The organism is Marinithermofilum abyssi, assembly GCF_014641195.1.
Taxonomy (GTDB): domain Bacteria; phylum Bacillota; class Bacilli; order Thermoactinomycetales; family DSM-45169; genus Marinithermofilum; species Marinithermofilum abyssi.
In genome coordinates this window covers 43,811-68,814 of record NZ_BMHQ01000009.1, presented here as the reverse complement: position 1 = coordinate 68,814, position 25,004 = coordinate 43,811, and the positions used below count along the sequence as shown (strand labels likewise).

The 25,004-nt window shown below is 52.9% G+C and carries 23 protein-coding genes; all 23 read left to right on the top strand.

Annotated elements, in window-relative coordinates:
• Positions 1–3: 3 nt before the first annotated feature.
• The 23 genes from IEW70_RS12720 to IEW70_RS12610 all read left to right on the top strand — a co-directional run bounded on the left by IEW70_RS12720 (position 4) and on the right by IEW70_RS12610 (position 24,854).
• Positions 4–2,133: a PASTA domain-containing penicillin-binding protein gene (locus IEW70_RS12720; protein ID WP_188648303.1), complete on the top strand. Its 2,130-nt coding sequence runs from the start codon at positions 4–6 to the stop codon at positions 2,131–2,133.
• Positions 2,134–2,253: 120 nt separating this feature from the next.
• The gene (locus tag IEW70_RS12715; protein WP_188648302.1) at positions 2,254–4,185 is read left to right on the top strand and encodes a stage V sporulation protein D; all 1,932 of its coding nucleotides are present in this window, start codon (positions 2,254–2,256) and stop codon (positions 4,183–4,185) included.
• A 115-nt stretch (positions 4,186–4,300) separates the two neighbouring features.
• Positions 4,301–5,782: a UDP-N-acetylmuramoyl-L-alanyl-D-glutamate--2,6-diaminopimelate ligase gene (locus IEW70_RS12710; RefSeq protein WP_188648301.1), complete on the top strand. Its 1,482-nt coding sequence runs from the start codon at positions 4,301–4,303 to the stop codon at positions 5,780–5,782.
• Positions 5,783–5,792: 10 nt separating this feature from the next.
• On the top strand, positions 5,793–7,190 hold the full coding sequence (locus IEW70_RS12705; RefSeq protein ID WP_188648300.1) for a UDP-N-acetylmuramoyl-tripeptide--D-alanyl-D-alanine ligase: 1,398 nt from the start codon (positions 5,793–5,795) through the stop codon (positions 7,188–7,190).
• Positions 7,191–8,192, top strand: a complete 1,002-nt coding sequence (gene mraY, locus IEW70_RS12700) for a phospho-N-acetylmuramoyl-pentapeptide-transferase (protein WP_188648299.1) — start codon at positions 7,191–7,193, stop codon at positions 8,190–8,192.
• Positions 8,189–9,559 carry a UDP-N-acetylmuramoyl-L-alanine--D-glutamate ligase gene (gene murD / locus IEW70_RS12695; protein ID WP_229751972.1) on the top strand — a complete coding sequence of 457 codons (1,371 nt, stop codon included), beginning with the start codon at positions 8,189–8,191 and terminating at the stop codon, positions 9,557–9,559. Before mraY ends, murD begins: the two co-directional genes overlap by 4 nt.
• A 48-nt stretch (positions 9,560–9,607) precedes the next feature.
• Positions 9,608–10,708 (top strand): stage V sporulation protein E, encoded by a 1,101-nt coding sequence (gene spoVE, locus IEW70_RS12690; protein ID WP_188648297.1) that lies wholly within the window; start codon positions 9,608–9,610, stop codon positions 10,706–10,708.
• 30 nt (positions 10,709–10,738) lie between these two features.
• A complete protein-coding gene (gene murG, locus IEW70_RS12685; RefSeq protein ID WP_188648296.1) occupies positions 10,739–11,857 on the top strand; it encodes an undecaprenyldiphospho-muramoylpentapeptide beta-N-acetylglucosaminyltransferase in 1,119 nt (372 codons plus the stop codon).
• 111 nt (positions 11,858–11,968) lie between these two features.
• A complete protein-coding gene (gene murB, locus IEW70_RS12680) occupies positions 11,969–12,877 on the top strand; it encodes a UDP-N-acetylmuramate dehydrogenase (RefSeq protein ID WP_188648295.1) in 909 nt (302 codons plus the stop codon).
• 14 nt (positions 12,878–12,891) lie between these two features.
• Complete coding sequence (gene murA, locus IEW70_RS12675) at positions 12,892–14,163, top strand: UDP-N-acetylglucosamine 1-carboxyvinyltransferase (RefSeq protein ID WP_188648294.1); 1,272 nt, start codon at positions 12,892–12,894, stop codon at positions 14,161–14,163.
• A gap of 149 nt (positions 14,164–14,312) precedes the next feature.
• Positions 14,313–15,050 carry a cell division protein FtsQ/DivIB gene (locus IEW70_RS12670; protein ID WP_188648293.1) on the top strand — a complete coding sequence of 246 codons (738 nt, stop codon included), beginning with the start codon at positions 14,313–14,315 and terminating at the stop codon, positions 15,048–15,050.
• A gap of 155 nt (positions 15,051–15,205) precedes the next feature.
• A complete protein-coding gene (gene ftsA, locus IEW70_RS12665; RefSeq protein WP_188648292.1) occupies positions 15,206–16,444 on the top strand; it encodes a cell division protein FtsA in 1,239 nt (412 codons plus the stop codon).
• 36 nt (positions 16,445–16,480) lie between these two features.
• On the top strand, positions 16,481–17,596 hold the full coding sequence (gene ftsZ / locus IEW70_RS12660) for a cell division protein FtsZ (RefSeq protein ID WP_188648291.1): 1,116 nt from the start codon (positions 16,481–16,483) through the stop codon (positions 17,594–17,596).
• A gap of 247 nt (positions 17,597–17,843) precedes the next feature.
• On the top strand, positions 17,844–18,752 hold the full coding sequence (gene spoIIGA / locus IEW70_RS12655) for a sigma-E processing peptidase SpoIIGA (protein WP_188648290.1): 909 nt from the start codon (positions 17,844–17,846) through the stop codon (positions 18,750–18,752).
• Positions 18,753–18,796: 44 nt separating this feature from the next.
• Positions 18,797–19,519, top strand: coding sequence for an RNA polymerase sporulation sigma factor SigE (gene sigE, locus IEW70_RS12650; protein ID WP_188648289.1), 723 nt, complete (start codon positions 18,797–18,799; stop codon positions 19,517–19,519).
• Between the two features lie 119 nt (positions 19,520–19,638).
• Entirely contained in the window at positions 19,639–20,415 is a 777-nt protein-coding gene (gene sigG / locus IEW70_RS12645; RefSeq protein WP_229751971.1) for an RNA polymerase sporulation sigma factor SigG, read from the top strand.
• Positions 20,416–20,515: 100 nt separating this feature from the next.
• Positions 20,516–20,824 carry a YlmC/YmxH family sporulation protein gene (locus tag IEW70_RS12640; protein WP_188648287.1) on the top strand — a complete coding sequence of 103 codons (309 nt, stop codon included), beginning with the start codon at positions 20,516–20,518 and terminating at the stop codon, positions 20,822–20,824.
• A gap of 50 nt (positions 20,825–20,874) precedes the next feature.
• A complete protein-coding gene (gene pgeF, locus IEW70_RS12635) occupies positions 20,875–21,714 on the top strand; it encodes a peptidoglycan editing factor PgeF (RefSeq protein ID WP_188648286.1) in 840 nt (279 codons plus the stop codon).
• On the top strand, positions 21,707–22,396 hold the full coding sequence (locus IEW70_RS12630) for a YggS family pyridoxal phosphate-dependent enzyme (RefSeq protein ID WP_188648285.1): 690 nt from the start codon (positions 21,707–21,709) through the stop codon (positions 22,394–22,396). Before pgeF ends, IEW70_RS12630 begins: the two co-directional genes overlap by 8 nt.
• 35 nt (positions 22,397–22,431) lie before the next feature.
• On the top strand, positions 22,432–22,833 hold the full coding sequence (locus IEW70_RS12625; RefSeq protein ID WP_308423164.1) for a cell division protein SepF: 402 nt from the start codon (positions 22,432–22,434) through the stop codon (positions 22,831–22,833).
• A 4-nt stretch (positions 22,834–22,837) separates the two neighbouring features.
• On the top strand, positions 22,838–23,113 hold the full coding sequence (locus tag IEW70_RS12620) for a YggT family protein (protein WP_229751970.1): 276 nt from the start codon (positions 22,838–22,840) through the stop codon (positions 23,111–23,113).
• A gap of 2 nt (positions 23,114–23,115) precedes the next feature.
• Positions 23,116–23,898 (top strand): YlmH family RNA-binding protein, encoded by a 783-nt coding sequence (locus IEW70_RS12615; protein WP_188648283.1) that lies wholly within the window; start codon positions 23,116–23,118, stop codon positions 23,896–23,898.
• Positions 23,899–24,056: 158 nt separating this feature from the next.
• Complete coding sequence (locus IEW70_RS12610) at positions 24,057–24,854, top strand: DivIVA domain-containing protein (protein WP_188648282.1); 798 nt, start codon at positions 24,057–24,059, stop codon at positions 24,852–24,854.
• Positions 24,855–25,004 lie beyond the last annotated feature (150 nt).

Genomic DNA, 25,004 nt, shown 5'->3' with positions numbered 1-25,004 from the left:
GGATTGGTCTCCCATCGGAAGAGCAAACTTCGCTCCTTGTTGATCGGTTTCATTTACATCGGGCTGTTGGGGGGACTTTTGATACGATTGATTTGGTTGCAAACCGTGGATGCGTCCCACTTGCAGGCGCAAGCGGAAAAAGCTTGGCAAAAAAATGAGATGATCAAGCCGGAACGCGGGACGATTATGGATCGCAACGAAAAAGAATTGGCTCAGGAAGTGAGCGCCTATATCATCGCGGCGGACTTGAATCAGCTGGAGCACCCGAAACAAGCGGCAAAACAGCTGGCTCCCATTATGGACATGCCGGAAAAGACGATTCGGGAGCGGCTGCTCAAAAAAGGAGTACGGCAGGTAGAAATCCGCAACGGAGGACACTATAAAGTCTCGGAAAAGCAGCGGCAGCAGATTATGAGGCTGGGGATTCCCGGGATCTATGCCATTCGCACCACCGATCGGGATTATATCGAAGGGGAATTGGCAGCCCACGTACTCGGTTTTGTCAACGCGGAAGGACAGCCTACCGGCGGAGTGGAACAGCGCTATAACCGGAAGCTCCAAGGGAAAGAAGGGAAGATCCGGTACAAAAAGGATGCCCAGGGACGCAAGCTGTACCACGGGGTAGAAGATTTTACGCCGCCGGTACAGGGAAAAGACGTAGTACTGACTTTGGACGGACGGATTCAATATCAAGCGGAAAAAGTGTTGGATCAAGTGATGAAGCAGTATCAACCCAAAGCGGCTACGGCGGTTGTCGCTGACCCGCAGACCGGGGGAATTCTGGCAATGGCCAATCGGCCGACGTTTGATCCGGGGAACTATGGATCTACCTGGAAATCCGGTGCAAACGACAAGAATATGGCAATTAGCTCCCAGTTTGAGCCGGGCTCCACCTTTAAAATCGTCACATTGGCTGCTGCCATCGAGGAGAAACTTTTCCAAGGAGATGCCTTCTTTCAGTCCGGCGCGATCAAGGTAGCCGGCCGAAAAATCCGGGACTGGAACGACACGGGTTGGGGAGAGATTACATACCGCAAGGGTGTGGAGCTTTCCAGCAACGTGGCTTTTGTCAAATTGGGCAGGCAACTGGGAGCAGACAAGCTGATCCGTTACATTGACCGTTTTGGTTTTGGCCGGATTACGGAGCGGACCGGGCAAAAAACTGGCATCGACTTACCTGCTGAGGCAAAAGGATATTTTTTCGGCAAGGAAGAACTGAGCCCTTTGGAATTGGCCTCGACCGCTTTCGGGCAAGGAATCGCGGTAACACCGATTCAACAAGTGATGGCCGTCTCAGCGATCGCCAACGGAGGGACATTGTACCGTCCCCATGTGTTGAAAGAGATTCGGGATCCGGATACCGGCAAAGTACTGCAAAAAGAGAAGCCCTACGCCATCCGTAAACGGGTGGTGTCACCGCAGACGGCCGCCCAGGTGCGGGACATTCTGCGGGGGGTGGTGAAAGAGGGCACGGGTAAAGAAGCGGATATCCCCGGATTTGAGGTGGCCGGGAAGACGGGAACGGCCCAAAAGCCCCTGGCCGGCGGCAAAGGATATGCCAAAGGCGAGTATATCGTGTCGTTTATAGGGTTTGCTCCAGCAGATCATCCAAGAGCGGTCGTGTACGTAGCGGTGGACGATCCAGCAGGATCCCCCCATGGAGGGGAGGTAGCGGCACCGGCTGCTCGGGATATTTTGCGGGAAGTTCTTCGAGTGAAGGGAGTTAACCCTTCCTCTTCTCCGGTTCAAAATGAGACGGCCGGCAACGAGTCCCCGCTGGCACAAGATTGGCGGGGTCAAGGGGTGGACCAGGTCAACGAGCGTCTGTCCAATCAAGGATTGAATGTGAATGTGCTGGGGGGCGGTGACAAAGTGATTGCCCAATATCCTGCGCCGGATAAACCCGTGTACGATCGAAGGGTATATTTGCTGACAGAAGATTCGCGAGCCATGAATATGCCCGATCTTTATGGAAAATCTCTGCGAGAAGCGCTGGATATCTGTTCCTTGTTGGGACTCCAAGTCGACGTGGAAGGGGAAGGGTACGTCGTCGGCCAATCGATTCCCCCCGACGAACGGATTCTGGACCGACAAACCATCCAACTGATATTGCATCCCGAGCCGGATTCCTAAAGGCTCTCCCTGATCGATTCCAGGGGGAGCCTTTCTCTGTTATGGGGCTTGTTCTAAGAATCTCCTTTTCGGAATAGGGTGGTCTGTGAGAGGTTTGTCTTCCGGAAGGAGGAAGGAACGATGCGGTTGACCGGCAATCGAGTGCGTAAACGGCTGTTTATCACGTTGATCCTAGGGCTGTTGTTGTTCGGGGGATTGTTGGGCCGACTGGGGTATGTCCAACTGGTCAAAGGGCAATGGCTGAGTGAAAAAGCGGAAGAGCTGTGGGGAAGGGATATTCCCTTTGAAGCAAAGAGGGGAAGGATCTTGGATCGAAACCAGGAGGTTCTAACGTATAATATCAGTTCGCCCACAGTCATGGCTGTTCCGGTCCAAATCAAACAGCCGGCGGAGACAGCGCGGAAGCTGGCCCGGATTCTCAAGGCACCGGAGGAAAAGGTGTATCGTCAAATCACGAAAAAGCAGCTGTTCGTCTATATTAAACCTTGGGGACGGAAGATTCCTGAAGAAACCGCCCGTGCTATCCAGGGGATGCGGATACCGGGAATTGCGGTGGTGGAAGACAGTAAACGCCACTATCCCAATGGGAGCCTGGCTGCTCATATTCTCGGATTTACCGGGATTGACAATCAGGGGCTGGCTGGCTTGGAGCTGGTTTATGATGACCGCTTGAAGGGAACAAGAGGCCATGTTTCTTTCAGTGCCAATGCCCGGGGGGAAAAGCTTCCGGGTGGCGAAGAAACCTATTCACCGCCACAGGATGGGATGGACCTGGTCTTAACCATCGATAAAAACATTCAGATGATCATGGAGCGGGAGATGGATCAAGCGATGGAGCAATATCAGCCGGAAAACGTGCTGGCCGTCGCCATGGATCCGAAGACAGGGGAAATCCTGGGGATGGGCAGCCGCCCCACCTATCGTCCGGATCAATACCGGGATGCGGATCCCCGGATTTACAACCGAAACCTTCCCATTTGGCGGACTTACGAGCCGGGATCTACTTTTAAGATCATTACTTTGGCTGCGGCACTGGAAGAGCATAAAGTGAATCTAAAAGAATCCTTTCATGATCCCGGCTTTATCAAAGTGGCAGGAGCCCGCCTCCGCTGTTGGAAACATGGCGGTCATGGGCACCAGTCCTATTTGGAAGTGGTGGAAAACTCCTGCAACCCGGGATTTGTCACGTTGGGACAACGATTGGGAAAGGAGAAACTATTTTCCTATATCAAGAAGTTTGGGTTTGGCCAAAAAACCGGGGTCGATCTGAATGGAGAAGCGAAGGGCATCCTTTTTTCACCAAAGCGGGTCGGGCCGGTGGAACTGGCGACCACGGCCTTTGGTCAAGGGGTTTCTGTGACGCCGATTCAACAAGTGGCTGCGGTGGCGGCTGTGATCAATGGAGGCCGTTTGATGGAGCCCCATTTGGAAAAGGAGTGGGTGGATCCGGAAAAGGGGGAGACGGTGGAAAAAGTGAAGCCTAGGATGAAAAGGAAAGTCGTCTCGGAAGAAACGTCACAAAAAGTTCGAAAAGCCCTGGAAAGCGTGGTCGCCAAAGGTACGGGACGCAAAGCGTTCATAGACGGTTACCGGGTTGGCGGCAAAACGGGGACGGCTCAAAAAGTGGGCCCGGACGGCCGGTATCTCAAGAACAACCATATCGTCTCCTTTATCGGATTCGCACCTGCTGATGATCCGCGGCTTGTCGTTTATGTGGCGGTGGACAATCCCAAAGGGGTTCAGTTTGGCGGCGTCGTTGCCGCTCCCATCGTGAAGAATATTTTGCACGACAGCCTGCGCTATATGAAAGTGCCAAAACGAAAGAATCAGATCCCATTGGAGAAAACGCCGTTGACCACCCCGATCGTAGAGGTGCCCAATCTGATCGGACAGGACGTGAACGACATCCGCAACAGTCTCTTTCAAGCCCGTTTGATGGTGTACGGGACCGGTAAAAAAGTGATTGATCAACAGCCGAAGCCGGGCCAACGGGTCAAGCAAGGCACGCCCATCCGCATCTATCTGGGTGACAAATCGCCAAAAGGAGATTAAAATAGGGATGATGAAAAGGAATTTGCCAGGTTGATCCTGGCATTTTCTCTTGTCTTTTTGCTTTTTCTTTTGTTTTTTGTAACAGACGCAACAGCCGGATCGAAGGAGGGACAATATGCGTCTATCAGACTTGATCCGCCCGCTGTTTCTGGCGGAGGTTGCCGGTGATAGAAACGTGGACATCCGGGGGATTCAAACGGACTCCCGTCACGTGCAGCCCGGGGACTTATTTATTGCTTTAAAGGGCTTTACGGTGGACGGACACCGTTACGTGGAACAGGCTGTCAATCAGGGAGCAGCAGCCGTACTGGTTCAAGAACCTGTTGAAACATCCGTAACGCGGGTTCTCGTTCCGGATACCCGGCGGGCGATGGCGGTCGTTGCCGCCGCTTTCTACCGTCATCCCACCAGGGAGCTCAAGCTGATCGGAGTGACCGGGACCAATGGAAAAACGACTACGGTTCACTTGATTCAGCACATCCTGCAAGAACAAGGGAAGAAAACCGGCATCATCGGGACGATCAACATGCGCATCGGGGAGAAAACCTATCCGGTACGCAATACGACACCCGATGTGGATGAACTGCAAAAAAGCTTCCGCATGATGGCAGATGCCGGTTGCCATTACGCATTGATTGAGGTATCTTCTCATGCATTGGATTTGGGGAGAACCCGAGGGTGTGAGTTCCGAACCGGTGTGTTTACAAACTTGAGCCAGGACCACCTGGATTATCATCAAACAATGGAAAAGTATCGGGACGCCAAAGGGTTGTTGTTTACCCAATTGGGCAACCGGTATGGAGATGAACCGACGGAACAACCCCTGGCCGTCCTGAACGCAGATGAAGAGGCATCCGGGCATTTTGCCCGCATCACGTCCGCCCAAGTGATCACTTATGGGATCGACCGTCCGGCTGACGTGCGGGCGGAAAATATTCGCTACACTTCGAACGGAACCCATTTTACGCTGCACACGTTTAAGGGAAGTGTGGAGATGTCCCTTAAGATGATGGGGAAATTCAGTGTGTATAATGCGTTGGCGGCGACAGCCGTCGCCTTGGGCGAAGGGATTTCCCTCGAAGATATCGCCCGGGCCCTGGCAAACATGCAGGGGGTGGCCGGACGCCTGGAACGGGTCGATGAAGGACAGCCCTTTACGGTCCTGGTCGATTACGCTCATACGCCGGATGGGTTGGAAAATGTATTGTCTACCATCACCGAATTTGCCGAGGGCCGGATCTTTTGCGTAGTGGGCTGCGGCGGTGACCGGGACCGGACCAAGCGGCCGATCATGGCAAAGATCGCTGCTCAATACAGTGATGTGACAGTAATCACCTCGGATAACCCCCGAACGGAAGAACCGCAACAGATTGTCGATGATATGCTGGAAGGCCTTTGCGGGGTCCCTGCTGAGAAATACACGGTGATCCTCAACCGCGCCGAAGCGATTCACCATGCGGTAAAGTCGGCCAAACCCGGTGATGTGGTGTTAATCGCCGGAAAAGGTCATGAGACCTATCAGGAAGTAAACGGCGTCCGGCATGACTTTGACGATCGCCAAGTGGCGCGTGAAGCCATTCAACAGCGAAAAGGATAAGGGATGAACGATGCAAACCACACTAAGTTCCATTGCACAAATATTAAATGGTCGATTGCGAGGCGGGGTGTCAGACCGTCAATTGCTGGTCAGCGGCGTATCCACCGATACCCGCGAGATTCAGCCCAACCAGTTGTATATTCCATTGGTGGGAGAGCGGTTTGACGGCCATCGTTTTGTGGAAGATGCGGCAAAAAAGGGGGCGGCAGCGGCCTTGTGGCAGGAGGACCGCCCGTTGCCCGATCCGCTCCCGCTTCCGCTGGTAGTGGTAAACGATACTCTGCAGGCGTTGCAGGCGCTGGCTGCTGCCTATCGCCGGGAGCTGGGTGTCCCTGTTGTCGCCGTTACTGGCAGCAACGGAAAAACCACCACCAAGGATCTCATCAGCTCCGTTTTGTCTGTCCGTTATCGGGTGCATCGGACAGAGGGCAACCTGAACAACCATATCGGTCTGCCCTTGACCTTGCTGTCTATGCCTCGAGATACGGAAATTGCCGTGGTGGAAATGGGCATGAATCACGCCGGTGAGATCGCTCTCCTTTCCCGGTTGGCGGCCCCGGATGCGGCCGTCATCACGAATGTGGGAGAGGCGCATATCGAGTATTTGGGCAGCCGGGAAGCGATTGCCGATGCCAAATTGGAAATTCGGGAAGGCTTATCCAGTGACGGGGTGCTGATCTATCACGGGGATGAGCCGCTCTTGAGGGAACGTCTGGCGGCGGAAACCCGGCGAACGGTTGCTGTCGGTTTGCGTGATGAAAATGATGAACAGGCCATCGACATTCGGATGGAAGGGACGACGGACACCTCCTTTACGTCCCGTGCCGTCGGCACTCGTTTCCGGTTGCCGCTTCCGGGGCGTCACAATGCCGTGAATGCTTTGTTCGCTCTTGTCTTGGCCCGTCATTTCGGCATGACGGAAGAGGAAATCCAGGAAGGATTTTCTCAGGTGAAAATCTCTGGCATGCGCTTGGAACAGGCGACGGCCCAAAATGGCATGCGTATCATCAATGATGCTTACAATGCCAGCCCCACTTCCATGCGGGCGGTGATCGACTTATTGGTAACTTTGCCTGCTGGAAAGGAAAAATGGGCCCTGCTGGGAGATATTTTGGAGCTGGGTCCGGCGGAAGCTCGATACCATCGTGAAGTGGGACGGTATACGGTGGAAAAAGGGGTGGACCGGGTGTACACCATTGGGGAGAAAGGACGCTGGATTGCTGAAGGCGCGAAGAAAGCCGCAGGTGACACCCATATACAGGTCCGTCATTTCCAATCGGCAGAGGAAGCGATCGACATATTGCAAACGGAAGGGAACCCGGATACGGTGCTACTGGTCAAAGCATCCCGTGGGGCCCGTCTGGAAGGTATAGTAGAAGAATTGATCAAAGGAGAGAAGGAAAGCTAAATGGATATGCGAATTATTCTTGTCCCCCTTGCCGTGGCTTTCGGCATCGGGGTGCTGTTGGGGCCGTTGGTGATTCCGGTTCTGCGGCGGCTGAAGTTTGGGCAGGCCATTCGAGAAGAAGGACCGAAGGCACACCAAAAGAAAGCGGGAACGCCGACGATGGGCGGCACCATTTTCCTGTTTGCGCTGGTGCTGACTGCTATCCCGCTGAGCAATCTGTTCTTTTCGGATCGTTTGTCGGATTTATTCTTTTTACTTTTTGCCACGCTGGGTTATGGGATTTTGGGATTCCTCGATGATTACATCAAGGTAGTGATGAAGCGAAATCTGGGGCTGACGGCCAGACAGAAGCTCCTGGGGCAGCTATTCATCGGCTGCGTCCTGTTCTGGGTGTTGTTGGAGGTACGGGTGTACCGGGGGGAAAACCCGGCCATCTCCACCATTACCATTCCGGGAACAGACATTCATTGGCAACTTAACTGGATATACCTCCCGCTCTTGGTGCTCATGATGATCGCCACCTCCAATGCCGTGAACCTGACCGACGGTCTGGACGGCTTGGTAGCGGGAACCGCTTCGATTGCCTACGGGGCCTATGCCATTATTGGAATGGCGCAAAGCAATTATATGGTTACCATTTTTTCCGCTTCTGTGGTTGGCGCGCTCTTGGCCTTCCTTGTCTTTAATGCCCACCCGGCCAAAGTGTTTATGGGAGATACCGGTTCATTGGCGTTGGGCGGCGGTTTGGCAGCTCTGGCGGTGATCACCAAAACCGAGTTGCTGCTCTTGATTATCGGCGGTGTATTCGTTGTGGAAACTCTCTCGGTAATGATTCAAGTCGGTTCTTTTAAGCTGCGCGGGAAGCGGGTATTCCGGATGAGTCCGATCCACCACCACTTTGAGCTGGTCGGCTGGTCCGAATGGCGGGTAGTGACGACCTTCTGGTTTGCTGGATTCCTGTGTGCGGCATTGGGTATCTATCTGGAGGTGTTCTTAGGGTGAGCTCGTCTGTGGGAGAGTGGACAGGTCAAAATATCATCGTTCTGGGGTTGGCCCGAAGCGGTGTGGCAGTGGCCAAGCTGCTCTCCCGCCTGGGGGCCCGGGTGACAGTGAATGACCGAAAGCCCCGCTCGGAGTGCCCGGAAGCCGCAGAGTTGGAACAGATGGGTATCCCGGTGATCTGCGGCGGACATCCTAAGGACTTAATCGGTGACCATATCGATTTATTGGTGAAAAATCCGGGTATACCCTATCACGTGCCTCCGGTGCAACAAGCGCTGTCCCGTAACATCCCGGTAGTGACGGAAGTGGAGATCGCCTGGCGGATCACGAACAGCCCGATCGCTGCCATTACCGGTTCCAACGGAAAAACCACCACGACGACCCTTGTGGGGGAAATGCTGCAGGCTGGCGGGGTAAAAGCCCGGATAGCTGGCAATATCGGCAAAGCCTTGACCGAAGTGGTGGAGGAGCTGGCGGACGACGAATGGCTGGTGGCGGAATTGTCCAGCTTCCAGCTCAAGGGGACGGAGCGCTTTCGGCCCCGAGTCGGCGCGCTGCTTAACGTGGTTTCCGCCCACCTGGATTATCACAAGGAAATGTCGGATTATGTACGATCCAAGAGCAAGCTGTTTCAAAATCAGACGGCACAGGATATCGCCGTTTTGAACAGGGATTCGGATACCTGCCGTCAAGTGGCGGAAACCGTTCCAGGGGAAATCTGGTGGTTTAGCCGCCGGGAACGGGTGAACCGGGGTGTTGATGTGGAAGAAGGATGGATTACCCTGCGTCTTCCCGGGGCCGAAAATCAGCGGTTGATGCCGGCCGATGAAGTCGCTCTGCCGGGAGCATTCAATCTGGATAATGCCTTGGCGGCCGCGGCTGTTGCCTGGGGCTGCGGCTGTCCTGCGAAAGCGATACGCGAGACGCTGTCTTCCTTTACCGGAGTCGAACACCGGATGGAATTCGTTCGGGAAGTAGACGGTATCCGTTTTTACAACAACTCCAAAGCGACGAATGCCGAGGCGACGATGGGAGCATTGCAGGCCTTTGATTCCCCGATTGTATTGGTCGCCGGCGGGCTGGACAGGGGTGTCGACTTTCGGGAACTACTACCCTTGCTCCGAAGTCGGGTAAAGGGGATCGTTACCTATGGACAGGCGGGCTCCGTGCTGATGGAACGGGCTGAGGAGGCGGAAGTGCCGCTCAGGGAGTCCGCAGAGGATGTGGCGGAAGCTGCCCAAAAAGCGGCCCGGCTGGCGGAAGCCGGGGATGTGGTGTTGCTATCTCCCGCTTGTGCCAGCTGGGATATGTACACCTCTTTTGAAGAGAGGGGACGCATTTTTAAACAAGCCGTGCATAGTCTTTAATGAGGCTTGACCTTTTTGTCCCAATCTTTTCGAGAGGTGAAAACGCCCATGTCCAAACCGAAGAGCTCACCGGATCTGTTGATTATTGCTGCTATTTTTCTGCTGTTAACCATCGGCGTCATCATGGTATACAGCGCGAGTGCGGCTTTTTCCTTGCACAAATACGGTGACAGCTTCTTTTATGCCAAGCGGCAGATGTTTTTCGCCGCCTTGGGCGTTTTCATGATGATGGTCGTATCCCGGCTGGAACCGAAGTTGTTTTATCAGTGGTCCAAACCGCTATTGTTGATTTGTTTCGGCTTGTTGGTTGTTGTGCTGATCCCCGGTGTTGGCTTGCTGCGCGGCGGTGCCCGCAGTTGGCTCGGCATCGGTGCTTTCAGCATCCAACCGTCGGAGTTTATGAAGTTGGCCATCATTTTGTATTTGTCTCGTTTTTTGACCTTGAACGCGCATCAGATTCAGTCCTTTATAAGAGGGCTTTTGCCCCCGCTGGGCATTGCCGGAGGGGCGTTTGCTCTCATCATGTTACAACCCGATTTGGGGACGGGTACAGTGTTGATGGGGACGGCGATGGTGATGATATTCGCCGCGGGGGCCCGGATGAAACATTTGCTGGGCCTGGGGATGGTCGGCGTGATCGGATTTACGGGATTGGTGCTGGCGGCACCCTACCGCATTGCCCGGATTACCGCTTTTCTCAATCCCTGGCAGGATCCGCTGGGAGCGGGATATCAGTTGATCCAGTCGCTCTATGCCATCGGTCCCGGAGGATTGATGGGGCTGGGGATCGGGATGAGCCGCCAGAAACACCTTTATCTCCCGGAACCCCATACGGACTTTATTTTTTCGATATTAGGGGAAGAGTTGGGGTTTCTCGGCGCAGGCACCGTGATCGTGCTCTTTACGGTGCTGGTGTGGCGGGGATTGCGAGTGGCGATCACCGCTCCCGATATGTTTTCCAGCCTGGTGGCGGCGGGTGTGACCGGAATGATCGTTATCCAGGCGGGAATCAATATCGGCGTGGTGACCGGAGCTTTTCCCGTTACCGGAATTACGCTGCCCTTTCTGAGTTACGGCGGCTCCTCCCTCACGCTGACACTGATGGCTGTCGGTTTGCTGCTCAATCTGTCCCGTTACTCCAAGTCGTGACACCAGCAATACAGAACGGGTGGTTGAAAAATGAAAAAAATCTTGTTGTCCGGTGGAGGGACCGGCGGACATATTTATCCTGCCCTCTCCATTGTCAAAGCTGTTCGGAAACGGTATCCCGACGTCGAAGTGGCATACATCGGTACCCAAAAAGGGTTGGAAGCCAAGATTGTTCCCAAAGAAGGCGATATTCGGTTCTTTGATGTGGATATTCAGGGATTCCGGCGAAAGCTGTCCTTGGATAACTTTCAGACGGTGGCCAAATTTATCCGGGCGGTAAGGGATTGCAAATCCTACATCCGGGAGTTTCAGCCCGATGTGGTGGTGGGAACCGGCGGCTATGTAAGCGGCCCCTCTGTGTATGCCGCGGCCAAAGCCGGAGTGCCCACATTGATCCTGGAGCCGGATGTGCTGCCCGGGCTGACCACACGGTTTCTTTCCCGCTATGTGGATGTGGTGGCCATCAGTCTCAGCGGGTCGGAAAAACACTTGACCAGTGCCAAACGGATCCTTCATACAGGCAACCCCCGCGGAACAGAAGTGGTGGAAGCAGATGCCCGGGCGGGTCGGAAATCTTTGGGGCTGGCTGAAACGGACAAGCCCATCGTTCTGTTTGTCGGGGGGAGCCGCGGTGCCCGCCCGTTAAATGAAGCGGTGGCCCAGCTCCTTCCTCGGATTGCGGAAAATGATCATATCCATTTTGTATATGTCACCGGGGAAGTTCATTATGACTCGGTAGTTGCCAATGTGGATGTCAATCGGTATACTAACCTAACGATTAAACCTTTCATCTATAACATGCCGGATGTATTGGCTGCCACGGCGTTGGTGGTTGGCCGTGCCGGGGCATCCACACTGGCGGAGATCACTGCTCTGGGCGTACCATCCATCCTGGTGCCTTCTCCTTATGTGACCAACAATCATCAAGAGGCGAACGCCCGTTGGGTGGAAGAAAACGGAGCCGGCCGGATGGTTTTGGAGAAGGATCTGAACGGAGAGCGATTGTGGGACGTTATAGATGGTATTGTGAACAATGATGAGCGGCACCGGGCCATGAGCAACGCCGCCCGCCGCTTGGGTCGCCCGGATGCTGCGGAGGTGCTAGTGGATGAACTTACAAAGTTGTCTCATATCCGAAGGGAAAAATAGACGCGAGCCCTTTGGGCAACCGTCACCAAAATATGCGCAGGGCATAGACTATCGTATACCATACCTGGAACTTCCAGTCCGTAAAGGTTCGGTAAAAGGGGGGAAGCGCCAATGGAAGCAATTGCTCGCCAGCTGAAAGAGGTACAAGTGGAAGATGTACGCATCAATGAACCTTTATCCCGGCATACAACATGGAAAGTGGGAGGGCCGGCAGACCTGCTGGTTTATCCCCGCAGCAAAGAAGAGCTGCAACGAGCAATGGCTGTCATCTATCAAAGCGGTATTCCCTGGCGGGTAATCGGCAGAGGGTCCAACCTCCTGGTCCGGGACGGCGGCATCCGAGGTGCTGTGATTAAGACCGGCAAGGGTATCGATGATTTTCGGGTGGAAGGAACCCGTGTCATTGCCGGCGGAGGTTACTCCATGATCCGGCTGGCTTCCATGGTGGCGAAATACGCTCTGACCGGACTGGAATTCGGCGGCGGCATTCCGGGAACCGTCGGCGGTGCCGTTTTTATGAATGCCGGAGCACACGGCTCGGAAGTGTCACGGGTGTTGGAATCAGCAGAAGTATTGCTGGAAACCGGTGAATGGATTGTGCTGAGCAATGATGAACTGGAATTCAGCTATCGTACTTCGATTCTGCAATCCAAATTGCGCGGCATCGTGACGGAAGCGACTTTCCGTTTGGAAGAGGGGGATCGCAGAACGATCGCCTCTTCTCTGGCCCAGTTTAAAGATCGCCGCAGGCAGACACAGCCCCTGCAATATCCCTGTGCCGGAAGCGTCTTCCGGAATCCCCCCGGCGATCATTCGGGACGGCTGATCGAAGCGGCCGGTCTGAAGGGATATCGTGTTGGCGATGCTGAGGTTTCGACGCAACATGCCAACTTTATTATCAACAGAGGGCAAGCAACGGCGGAAGATGTTCTCACCCTGATTCATCACATTATCCGGACGGTGGAAGACAGATTCGGCGTCTCGTTGGAGCCGGAAGTACAGGTGGTGGGCGAGGGGTAAACGGAGGTGGAACATTGGAGCAGTTTGTCATCAAAGGCGGAAAACCTCTGTACGGAACCGTTCGGGTTCAAGGGGCCAAAAACGCGGCTCTTCCCATCTTGGCCGCCACATTGTTGACCGAGGGGATCCATGAAATTCGGGATATACCCCGTTTATCCGATATTAAGGTCATGGAAAGAATCCTGCGGGTGCTCGGTGTCAAGGTGAAATGGGATGGGAATCATATGAAATTGGAAACTTCCGGTATCCGGACTGCCCAAATACCGGAGTCTCTAATGCGACTGATGCGATCCTCCATCTTTTTGATGGGCCCGCTTCTTTCCCGCTTAAACGAAGTGAGTGTGACACGTCCGGGAGGGTGTACCATCGGCGCCCGTCCGATCGATCTGCATTTAAAAGGACTTCGCATGTTGGGGGCCGAGATTGAAGAAAAAGAGGGGACGATATACTGCCGTGCCCGCAAGCTTACAGGTACGGTCATCCCCCTGGACTTGCCCAGTGTCGGCGCGACGGAAAATATCATGATGGCTGCTGTTCGAGCCGAAGGCGTGACGGTGATTCAAAATGCCGCCCGGGAGCCCGAGATCGTCGATTTGCAGCGATTCTTGAACCGGATGGGTGCGGATGTGAGCGGTGCAGGTACTTCCACCATCACCATTCGCGGTGTCCAACGCTTGATACCGGCGACGCATGAAGTGATTCCTGACCGTATTGTAGCCGGAACCTTGGCTACAGCGGCAATCGCTACAGGCGGGGAGATTCTGTTGACGCATGTGGTCCCCGACCATTTGGAATCCACCCTGACAATTCTCCGTCAGACCGGTGCGCGCATCAAGCAGGAAGGCGATGTGCTTTGGATCCGCAGTGCTCCTGTTTTGAAATGCGTTGGAAAGGTGAAGACGGCCCCTTATCCCGGCTTTCCCACGGATATGCAACCTCAATTGATGACACTTCTGTCGATCAGTGAAGGGATCAGTTCCATCGAAGAAAAAATCTTTGACGGCCGTTTCAAACATGTCAATGAATTGGTGCAAATGGGCGCTGATTTGACTGTACAGAATGAAGCGGTTGAAATTCGGGGAGTGCCCCGCTTGCGCGGAGCTGTGGTGAAAGCGACCGATCTCCGGGCGGGTGCAGCTCTGGTCATCGCTGGTTTGACCGCCAGTGGAACTACACATGTGCAAGGCCTTTCTCATATTGACCGCGGCTATGAGCGGCTGGACCGGACCTTGTTGAAGCTGGGCGGACAGATTCAGCGATACCATGGAAAAATCGCGTCGTTATGACAGCAGCACATCTATGTGCCGCTGTTTTTTCTTATGGGGGAATATTGGATGTTGATACTCTGTCATCCTTTTGTACTAGATTTATGGTAACATAGAGATTGGTTGCAATTACTCTAAATTTCCAACCATTCCCGGAAGGAGATGTGCTTATGGAACAGCGGGTGCCTCCTTTTCGACCGTCTGTACATCGGAGGAAATCCCCGTCTCCGTTGGCAGCAGTACTGATTCTTCTCTTCTTTTCCGGTGTGTGCGTACTGTTGTTTCTCCAATCCCCTCTCGGAAAGATTCACCGGATTGAGGTCACGGGGAATCGGATGGTGCCGGATAAAGAGGTACTGAAAACCGCCCGCTTGAGCCAGGGAACGTCTTTCTTCCAATGGAACGGAAATCAGGCGGCTGAGTGGCTCCAATCAAAACCCGAAATTTCCAAAGTGACTGTGGACAAAGTTTTTCCCGGAACGGTTCGTTTTCATATACAGGAAGAGATGCGCGTGGCCCTTTGGGATCAACAGGGACGTTTATATCCCGTTCTGGGGGACGGGACAGTGATGAGAAACCGGCCATGGAACGGTTTGGTAGACAGGCCCGTGATGAGCGGCTGGAACAGCGGGCATATGGACCGCACACTGGCGCAAGAGTTGGCAAAATTACCGTCGGAAGTGATGGCGGACATCTCGGAAATCCGCCCGGGCTATGATCGTACATACCGAGATTTGGTCAAAGTGTACACGCGTCATAACCATTTGGTACGTCTTAGGGCAGGTGAGCTGTCCGAAAAAATGAAGCTGTATCCCGCGTTCCGTAAGCATCCTCCCGGGACCGTCAATTTTCTGGAAAGTACTTGGTTTGTTCCGGCTAAGGAGAACACCAAGAAAAAGAGTCGATAAAACCAAGAAAAAGTTGGGTGGGAAAAAGGGGAAACCTATTCGGGTGTTGAATAAGGAGGGTAAGAGAGAACTTTCCTTCGCTCCCCCACCCCCACATTTAGAGAGAAAGATTCCACCACATTACCTTGATTCTCGGGCAAGGAGGTGCCCAGGATTTGAGCAGTGGAGAGTACATTGCCACATTAGATATAGGAACTTCCAAGGTTCGCGTGATCGTCGCCGAAATGACGGAAGGAAGCCCGCAATTGGTGGGCGTCGGCTCGGCGGTTGCCAGGGGGACGAAGCAAGGGGCTATCATCGACATCGATCAAGCCGTGCACTCCATTCGTGAAGCGGTAGATCATGCCGAACGGATGGTTGGCATAGAGATATCCCGGGTTTTTGTAGGGATTTCCGGAAACCACGTATCCTTGCAACCCAGTCACGGAGTGGTGGCGGTTTCCAACGAAAACAGAGAAATCGGCTCCCCTGATATCGAACGGGTGTTGCAGGCTGCCCGGGTGGTGGCATTGCCCCCGGAGCGGGCTATCATCGAAGTGGTGCCCAAACAATTTATCGTGGACGGTTTATCGGGGATCCGGGATCCTCATGGGATGATAGGCGTCCGATTGGAAGTGGAAGCCATCATTGTGACCGGAGCCAAAACCATTATGCACAATGTTCTCCGGTGTGTGGAGAAAGCCTCTCTTTCCGTTGCCGGAATCGTCCTATCCCCGCTGGCTACCAGTGAGGTTTGCTTGTCGGAAGATGAAAAAAACTTGGGTGTGGTCTTGGCGGATATCGGGGGCGGCACCACCAGTTTGGCGATTTTTCAGCAAGGACATATGGTGGCGACGGCCGAATTGCCCATCGGCGGTGAATATATCACCAATGATATCGCTATCGGGCTCAGGACCCAGACGGAAACGGCGGAGAAACTGAAACGAAAATACGGGGTGGCGATCGTGGATCAGTCGTCGGAAGACGTGAGATTCCAGGTGCCCACTATCGGCAGCAACCGGGAAACCACGGTCAACCAGTTTCAACTGGCACATATTATCGAGCCGCGCGTGGCTGAGATGTTTCAGTTGATTCGCAAAGAAGTGGAAGAATTGGGCTTTTCCAAAGAGCCCGCAGGCGGTTATGTATTAACCGGAGGGGTTATGTCGATTCCTCATATTTTGGATGCAGCACAGGAACATCTGGGACATGCCGTTCGGATTATTACACCGGAGTATATCGGTGTGCAGGATCCCTCTTTCACTAGCGGAGTGGGTATGGTGCACTATATCTATAAGCGCCGTATGATTCGTCTGATGGAAAAGGAAAACAACCAACAGTCCAAATCCAAGGTGAAAAAGGGTGGTCCGTCCACTTTTGAACGGATGAAAAGCTGGTTCAGCGAGTTTATTTGATCCTGAGAAATAGAGAGAGATATGGAGGGACAATCGATGCTGGAGTTTGACATGGAGATTGAACAAATTGCTCAGATTAAAGTGATTGGTGTCGGCGGCGGTGGCAGCAATGCCGTCAACCGGATGATTGAGAACGGTGTACAGGGAGTTGAGTTTATCGCCGTGAACACGGATGCTCAGGCATTGAACCGCTCCCATGCTCCGACGAAGCTGCAAATAGGGGAGAAGCTGACCCGCGGTCTGGGTGCAGGGGCCAATCCATCCGTAGGGAAAAAGGCGGCGGAAGAAAGCCGGGAAATTATTGAAAATGTGTTGAAAGGCTCGGATATGGTATTTGTTACCGCCGGCATGGGCGGAGGTACAGGAACGGGTGCCGCCCCTGAAATTGCAGAAGTGGCCCGGGAAGCCGGAGCGCTGACCGTAGGTGTGGTTACCCGTCCTTTCACTTTTGAGGGACGGAAGCGTTCCTTGCAAGCGGATCAGGGGATTGCGGCGTTGAAAGAAAAAGTGGACACGCTGATTGTGATTCCCAATGACCGGTTGTTGGAAATCGTCGATAAAAACACACCGATGTTGGAAGCTTTCCGCGAGGCAGACAATGTGCTCCGCCAAGGGGTGCAAGGGATCTCCGACTTGATCGCCGTGCCGGGTCTCATCAACCTGGACTTTGCCGATGTGAAGACCATCATGACCGAGCGGGGATCCGCCCTGATGGGCATCGGAACAGCCACTGGCGAAAACCGGGCCACAGAGGCTGCGAAGAAGGCGATTTGCAGCCCCTTGTTGGAAACCTCGATTGATGGGGCACGGGGCGTTCTGATGAACATCACCGGGGGCACCAACCTGAGCCTCTATGAAGTGAACGAAGCGGCAGATATCGTTGCTTCGGCTTCGGACCCGGATGTGAACATGATTTTCGGGGCTGTGATCAATGAGGACCTGAAAGATGAAATCCTGGTGACGGTGATCGCTACGGGATTTGACCACAGCGAGCAGGAAAAACGGGTAGGAAAGCCCAACTTTAATGTTAATGAGAACAAACAGCAACAAAACGAGTCCCGTGACCGGAATGTGCTGGATATCAATCCGATCAGTACCAATGACGATCTGGATATTCCCACATTTCTGCGCTATCAACGGAAGAAAAAATAGGGAACGTGATGGTACAGGTTCTCTCCCAAACCTCAGGGGAGAGAACCTGTTTTTATGTGTAGCTGGATGTTCCGGCAGTTCTACATTTATGCTCTTTCCGACGTTCATAGATATGTCCACCTTCCGCCTCTCTTTTTTTCTTCTTTCGACAAAAAAAGTACCGTGGTACCAGCAAGTTTAGACAGACATTGAATAAGGATTAATATATACTGGAACCACCTCAGAAGAGGAAGGGATGTCCTAAATTATGGTGGTTTATGCCGATATGGTCTTCCTCCTCAATTTGTGCATCGATTCTCTCATCCTTATGCTGACTGCAGCCATCCGACGGCAGCGAACGTCTCTATGGCGAATCTTTACGGCGGCGCTCCTCGGTGCTGTTTATGCTATGGCTCAATTGTGGGATCCTTTGGCCGTCCCTCACACCATGTTGATCAAACTGCTGGTGTCCCTCTTCATGGTATGGATCGCACTCGGATATCACAGTCCGCTGCAATATCTGCGCAATGTTACCGTGTTTTATTTGATTTCTTTTGTGATGGGCGGCGGAATGTTTGCTCTCCATTATATATTGTCCGGAGAAGCCCATGTAGCAGGCGGTGTGCTGTTTACTGCTTCCTCCGGATGGGGCTCGCCTGTCTCATGGGTGTTTGTGCTGGTCGCTTTTCCGCTTGTATGGCTGTATGCCCGTTTTTCCTTCGGATCCCTGCAGCGAAGGCAGATAGTGAATCAATATTTGGCTCAAGTGGCGATTACTTTTGGGGATCAGCGGTTGGAATGCACCGGGCTGATCGATACCGGCAATCAGCTCAGAGATCCCATTACCCGAACACCGGTGATGATGGTGGAACTGGAGGAGATAGCTTCTTATTTGCCGGAATCTCTTGCCGTCATGGTCAAAGAGAAAAATTGGGGAGGGATGGAGAATCAGCTGCCTGCAGAGTGGATGACACGCATTCGTTTTGTTCCCTTTCGGGGAGCGGGAAGCGATGGTGGGGTTATGTTGGTTCTGAAGCCGGACAGAGTGGAAGTGCTTCATGAGCAGGAATGGCGTGAATCCGGCAAAGTGCTCATCGGCTTGGATGCGGGCAGGTTATCATCCGATGGAACGTATCAGGCGATTCTCCATCCGTCCTGTATGACGCAAGCGAGCTGATGGTGCCTTAAGGATAAAGAGATATCACAAGGGAGGGATAAAGCGTGATGGTTAAGTGGAAATTGGCGATTCAGCTGCTGTGGTATCGTATCCTTATGCAAATCGGACTCAAAGGAGAAGAGATTTATTACATCGGGGGAAGTGAGGCACTGCCCCCGCCATTGTCGAGAGATGAAGAAGAAGTGTTGTTAAACCGTTTGCCCAGCGGAGATTCAGCGGTTCGGGCCATGCTGATTGAACGCAATCTCCGATTGGTGGTGTATATTGCCCGCAAATTTGAAAACACGGGGATTAATATCGAAGACTTGGTTTCGATCGGGACAATCGGGTTGATTAAAGCGGTCAACACTTTCGATCCTTCCAAAAAAATCAAATTGGCCACGTATGCCTCCCGCTGTATTGAGAACGAAATTCTGATGTTCCTGCGCCGGAACAACAAGATCCGTTCGGAAGTGTCTTTTGACGAACCCTTGAATATGGATTGGGACGGAAACGAACTGCTGCTATCCGATGTGATGGGCACCGAGAACGATACCATTTACCGCAATATCGAGGAGCAGGTGGATCGGAAAATCCTCCATGCCGCCTTGATGAAGCTGTCGGATCGGGAGCGGAAGATCATGGAGCTGCGGTTTGGGTTGAACGGCGGAGAAGAAAAAACACAAAAAGATGTGGCCGATATGCTCGGCATCTCCCAATCGTACATTTCTCGACTGGAAAAGCGGATTATCAAGCGGCTGCGAAAAGAGTTCAACAAAATGGTGTGAAAAGGCGGAGGGATTTCCTCCGCTTTTTGTTTTTGGGTGAACAGTTTTTCCATGTGTATATCATAAATTTCCCTCCGAAGGAGATACTTAACAGTGACGTATCGTTAGGAGGGGAACTCATGGCACGTAACAAAGTGGAAATCTGTGGAGTGGATACATCCAAACTCCCGGTGCTGAAGAACGAAGAGATGCGCAAGTTGTTTCGGGAACTTCAGGCCGGCGACCGCTCTGCACGGGAAAAGCTCGTCAACGGTAATTTGCGGTTGGTGTTAAGTGTGATTCAACGCTTCAATAACCGCGGTGAAAATGTGGACGACCTTTTCCAAGTTGGCTGCATCGGTTTGATGAAAGCCATTGATAACTTTGATTTAAGCCAAAACGTAAAATTTTCCACTTATGCAGTGCCGATGATCATCGGGGAAATCCGCCGGTACCTTCGGGACAACAATCCGATTCGGGTGTCGCGCTCCCTGCGGGACATCGCCTATAAAGCACTGCAGGTGCGGGATACACTCACTTACCGGCACTCGCGGGAACCCACGGTGAACGAGATCTCCGAAGCGCTCAATGTGTCCAAGGAAGAAGTCGTGTTTGCACTGGATGCCATCCAAGATCCGGTCTCTCTTTTTGAACCGATCTACCAGGACGGAGGCGATCCGATCTATGTGATGGATCAATTGAGCGACGACGATCAAAAGGACGTACAATGGGTAGAAGAGATCGCTCTTAGAGAAGCGATGGGGAAACTGAACGACCGGGAGAAAATGATTTTATCCATGCGCTTTTTTGAGGGAAAAACCCAAATGGAAGTGGCGGAGGAAATCGGAATCTCCCAGGCCCAGGTGTCTCGTTTGGAAAAAGCTGCGATCCAACAGATGAACAAATTCATTCAATAGGGAGTAGAACTGCACACGATGATGTGCGGTTTTTTTTTAGGACATAAATCCCGCTGTCTACATATACTTGGAATAAATCTACCTTTAGGGTGAAGCCGTTATGGTCAAAATATCTGAATTGCAAGCGAAGGATGTCGTCAGCGTGAGTGATGGACGGAAGTTGGGACAAATCCATGATTTGGAGTTGGATATGCGTCAGGGACAGATCAAAGCGCTGGTGGTCCCTGGTGAAAGTCGTCTGTTCGGCTTGTGGTCGGGAGGGAAAGAATGGGTCATCCCCTGGCATCAAATCGTAAAGATCGGAACGGATGTCATTTTGGTCCGGCTGGAATCCCGAGGGTATGAAGCGGAGCCGCGTCCGCTTCTGAGTACACCGCCGTCAACGGATCACGAACGGCCTTCAACCTGACACTTTGTCTCTCGTTGGGTGTATGGTAATATGTAGAGGGAGGGAAGGTAATGGAACCTTTTTACATGCGACAGGATACTTCCATCCCCTATTTCTCCCTCAAAGAATGGGAGGAGAAGTTTCCGCATCTGGTCGTGGGGATGAGTGCCAGGGATATCCATTCCAAAGAAGACCCTGATCGTTGGAATTACGCATTGCACGTGGGTGAAGACCCGGGGAGAGTCGTGCAAAACCGAGAGCAGCTCCTTTCACAGCTGCGGTTTCCTGTATCAAGCTGGACTTGTGCCAATCAGGTGCATGGCACACACGTTCACGTAGTCGATCAGAGTGAACGGGGAAGAGGGAAGGAATCTCAGGAGACCGCCATTCCCGCTACCGATGGATTGATCACGGGTGAGGAGGACGTATTGTTGTCTTCCTTTTACGCCGATTGTGTTCCTTTGCTGTTTTATAGTCCTGAAGCGGATATAGTGGGAGTGGCCCATGCAGGTTGGCGCGGGACTGTCGGCGAAATCGGCCGGCGCATGGTGGAAGCCATGGAAAGCAAAGGCGCCTCTGCAAAAACCATCTTGGCTGCCATTGCCCCGTCGATCGGCGGCTGCTGTTATGAAGTGGACGAAAAAGTGGCTCATCCGTTGCTCGAGGTTTTGCCGGACGCTTCCAGCGAAGTTTTGCGGCCTGTACAACCGGGCAAATGGAAGTTGGATCTTCGCCAAGCCAATCGTCAATTGCTTATGCGTGCGGGACTTCAACCGGAGAACATTATCGTTACGAAGTGGTGTACGAGCTGTCATCCGGAACTCTTCCACTCCCATCGAAGAGACCAGGGAAAAACAGGTCGTATGGTGGCCTTTATCGGCAAACGGAAAGGAAGAGGACGTCATGGGTGATGTTCGGGACAATTGGAGACGGATTCAACAGCAGATTGAGGAAGCCTGCCGCCGGAGTGGTCGGGATCCCGAAGAGGTAACCGTGGTGGCAGTGACGAAATATGTAGATACGGAACGGACTCGGGAAGCGTTGGATACGGGGCTGGAGCATATCGCGGAAAGCCGCGTGCAAGAAGCGCTTCCCAAATGGAATGCATTGGGCGATCGAGGAACGTGGCATTTTATCGGCCATCTGCAGCGGAACAAGGTGAAACCGGTTGTGGAACGCTTTACATACCTTCACTCCCTGGATCGCTTGTCTTTGGCGAAAGAAGTGAGTCGCCGGTGTGAGCAGCAGGACCGGATCATGCGCTGTTTTCTGCAGGTGAATGTTTCCGGAGAAGATTCCAAGTTTGGCGTCGAACCGGACAAGCTGGTGGAGTTTGCCGAAGAGGCTGCCCAGTTTCCTTACCTTCAGATCGAAGGTCTGATGACCATGGCCCCTTATACGGATGATCCGGAGGAGACTCGTCCGGTGTTCCGGCGGTTAAAAGAGCTGCAACAGGAATTGCAGCGACTGGAGCACCCCCGTCTACAGGTACCGCACCTGTCCATGGGGATGTCCCGCGATTTTGTCGTAGCGGTGGAAGAAGGGGCAACGTTTCTTCGCTTAGGTTCTATTTTGGTTGGAGGTAAAAAATGAAGCGGTGGTAGAAGGAGGCGGTTCCGTTGAGTATCATGGACCGTGTAATGGGGTTTTTCGGAATCAGCGATGAGGAATACAAGGAGTACAATGAATCCGAACCGGGAAACGCGGCAACCCGTGATCGCCGCAATGTGGTTTCGCTCCATTCGCAAAAAAATATTCGCATGGTGTTGATTGAGCCCAAAGCCTACGAAGACGCAAAAGACATCGCTGACAACCTGAGGAACCACCGACCTACCATCGTCAATTTGCAACGGGCTCCCAAAGACCAAGCGATCCGCATCATTGACTTTTTAAGCGGAACGGTGTATGCACTGGGCGGAAACATCCGGAAACTCGGTTCCCATACGTTTATCTGTACCCCGTCCAATGTAGACATCCAGGGAACGATATCCGATCTGTTAAACCACGAAGCGAATGACATTTTGAGGTGACTCCATGAACGTAATGATGATATACGATGTGATCGGCACACTCTTCAATATCTACAAATTTCTGATCTTCGGCTATATCCTGCTGTCTTGGTTTCCACAGGCGAGGGAGTCGCCGGTCCGCAGAGCCATGGCCCATTTGGTCGAACCCTATCTCTCTGTATTCCGAAGCATCATTCCGCCGTTAGGGATGTTGGATATCTCTCCGATTATCGCCTTGTTTGCCCTGCAATTCATTGAACACGGCGTTTACTTCATACTGGAAGCGCTAATGGGGCTCTGATCATGGCAGCGAAAGAGGCGTTGTTTACGCACTTTCGTCCGGAGGAGCGCATTTTGGCGGAAAAAGTGTTGGATTGGATGGAGTGGACATCTCGCCGTTATCAACCGTATCTCACCTTCTTTCTTAATCCGAGGGAGCGGGTGATCGTGGAATCGCTGATTCGAAGGGATCCGGATTTGGGCCTGTGCTTCGATGGCGGATATGAGCATGCGGAACGTTGCCGAGGGTTGATCCTGCCTCCGTATATGGAGGCTGAACCCGAAGCGTTCGAGCTGTCCTTTTTACACCTTGAATCTGCCAATCAAAAAGAGCTTCAGCATTCTGATGTGCTGGGCTCTTTGTTGGGTCTGGGGATCAAGCGGGAAAAAGTGGGGGATATCCTGCCCCATGAACAAGGCTGTCATGTGGTGCTCGGTCGGGAGATGGCGGATTTTGTCCGGTCCCAGCTGGACCGGGTGGGCCGAACCTCAGTGCTGGTCCGTGAGATTTCGCGTTCGGAGTTGATCGTACCGGATCAGCCGTTGGAAGGGAAGCGGGTGACTGTAGCCTCGCTTCGGGTGGATGCTGTGGCTTCGGAAGGCTTTTCCCTTTCTAGATCCAAAGCAGTAGCTTTGATTAAATCCGGTAAATGCAAGGTGAATTGGAAGGTGGAAGAAAATCCGGCAGCCCAGGTAGAAACAGGGGATGTGATCTCCCTGCGGGGCTTTGGACGACTTTTTGTCGGCGATCTCTGCGGAACGACCAAAAAAGGTCGCCAATGGGTGGAAATCAAAAAATATCAATAGATTGACAGGGTTTCATTACGGCAAATTTTGTCATCCGATGGTCATTTTCCAGTGTGTACCGATGGTTTTTAGACAAGTAGTTGTAGCTTTCCGGAAGGAATTTTGCTACCATTGTAGAATAGAAGTGGCGAAGCCAATCTCTTGAGGAGGTGTCAATAATGCCGCTTAGTCCTTTGGATATACACAACAAAGAATTTAAACGTTCGTTTCGCGGCTATGATGTAGATGAAGTAAACGACTTCCTCGATCAAATTATTAAGGATTTTGAGTTTCTCATTCGTGAGAAGCAGCAGCTGGAACAACAGGTCGAGGAATTGCAACAAGAACTGGAGCAAGCGCTGGAACAACAGATGGAGCCGGTGGAGCAAGTACCGCAGCCTCCTCAGCCGCCGCAGCCCCAGCCGCGTTATCGCGAGCCGGAGCCGCCGCAACCACCGCAACCGGCATCGCAGATGTCTCCCTCTTCCTTGTCTTCGATGGAGCAAAGCATCCACAAATCCATCCGTGTGGCACAGGAAGTGGCTGAGGAAGTTCGCTTGAACGCGAAGAAAGAAGCGGAACTGATCGTTCAGGAAGCGGAGAAAAATGCGGACCGAATTATCAACGAAGCCCTTCAAAAAGCTCGCGCCATCCACAGCGAACTGCTGGATCTGAAGCAAAAAGCTACCGTGTATCGTGCGCGCTTCAGAACCTTGGTCCAATCCCATCTGGACATTCTGGAAAACTCCGATTGGGAATCCCTTGAGGAGCTGGAAGAAGGTTTGGATGAAGCCGGCAAGCAGCTGGAAGAGTTCGCAGAACCTCCGTCCACTGAAATGGACCATGCAGACGAGTATCATCATCATGATGACTATGCCTCTGACATGGACGATGCCGATCACGGTTACCTGGAAGAAGAACCTCGCCGCGAACTTCGCAGAACTTCCCGCAAGCTGAAGAAGAAGGCGATGTTCTAAGCAGGTGCAGGACGAGGATGATGGATATGGTGATTCTCTGAACCGGGGCATCGAATCCATATCCTTGACATTTCATCCGGTTATGAGTAAAATACAACAACCTTGTTTATCCCGAGAAGATGGGGCATAAGGAAAGGATAGGAAGGATCT

Coding starts and splice junctions, on each gene's coding strand:
- IEW70_RS12715 (WP_188648302.1), top strand. CDS start 2,254: ATGCGGTTGACCGGCAATCGAGTGCGTAAACGGCTGTTTATCACGTTG.
- IEW70_RS12710 (WP_188648301.1), top strand. CDS start 4,301: ATGCGTCTATCAGACTTGATCCGCCCGCTGTTTCTGGCGGAGGTTGCC.
- IEW70_RS12705 (WP_188648300.1), top strand. CDS start 5,793: ATGCAAACCACACTAAGTTCCATTGCACAAATATTAAATGGTCGATTG.
- mraY (WP_188648299.1), top strand. CDS start 7,191: ATGGATATGCGAATTATTCTTGTCCCCCTTGCCGTGGCTTTCGGCATC.
- spoVE (WP_188648297.1), top strand. CDS start 9,608: ATGTCCAAACCGAAGAGCTCACCGGATCTGTTGATTATTGCTGCTATT.
- murG (WP_188648296.1), top strand. CDS start 10,739: ATGAAAAAAATCTTGTTGTCCGGTGGAGGGACCGGCGGACATATTTAT.
- murB (WP_188648295.1), top strand. CDS start 11,969: ATGGAAGCAATTGCTCGCCAGCTGAAAGAGGTACAAGTGGAAGATGTA.
- IEW70_RS12670 (WP_188648293.1), top strand. CDS start 14,313: ATGGAACAGCGGGTGCCTCCTTTTCGACCGTCTGTACATCGGAGGAAA.
- ftsZ (WP_188648291.1), top strand. CDS start 16,481: ATGCTGGAGTTTGACATGGAGATTGAACAAATTGCTCAGATTAAAGTG.
- spoIIGA (WP_188648290.1), top strand. CDS start 17,844: ATGGTGGTTTATGCCGATATGGTCTTCCTCCTCAATTTGTGCATCGAT.
- sigG (WP_229751971.1), top strand. CDS start 19,639: ATGGCACGTAACAAAGTGGAAATCTGTGGAGTGGATACATCCAAACTC.
- IEW70_RS12640 (WP_188648287.1), top strand. CDS start 20,516: ATGGTCAAAATATCTGAATTGCAAGCGAAGGATGTCGTCAGCGTGAGT.
- pgeF (WP_188648286.1), top strand. CDS start 20,875: ATGGAACCTTTTTACATGCGACAGGATACTTCCATCCCCTATTTCTCC.
- IEW70_RS12630 (WP_188648285.1), top strand. CDS start 21,707: ATGGGTGATGTTCGGGACAATTGGAGACGGATTCAACAGCAGATTGAG.
- IEW70_RS12625 (WP_308423164.1), top strand. CDS start 22,432: ATGGACCGTGTAATGGGGTTTTTCGGAATCAGCGATGAGGAATACAAG.
- IEW70_RS12620 (WP_229751970.1), top strand. CDS start 22,838: ATGAACGTAATGATGATATACGATGTGATCGGCACACTCTTCAATATC.
- IEW70_RS12615 (WP_188648283.1), top strand. CDS start 23,116: ATGGCAGCGAAAGAGGCGTTGTTTACGCACTTTCGTCCGGAGGAGCGC.
- IEW70_RS12610 (WP_188648282.1), top strand. CDS start 24,057: ATGCCGCTTAGTCCTTTGGATATACACAACAAAGAATTTAAACGTTCG.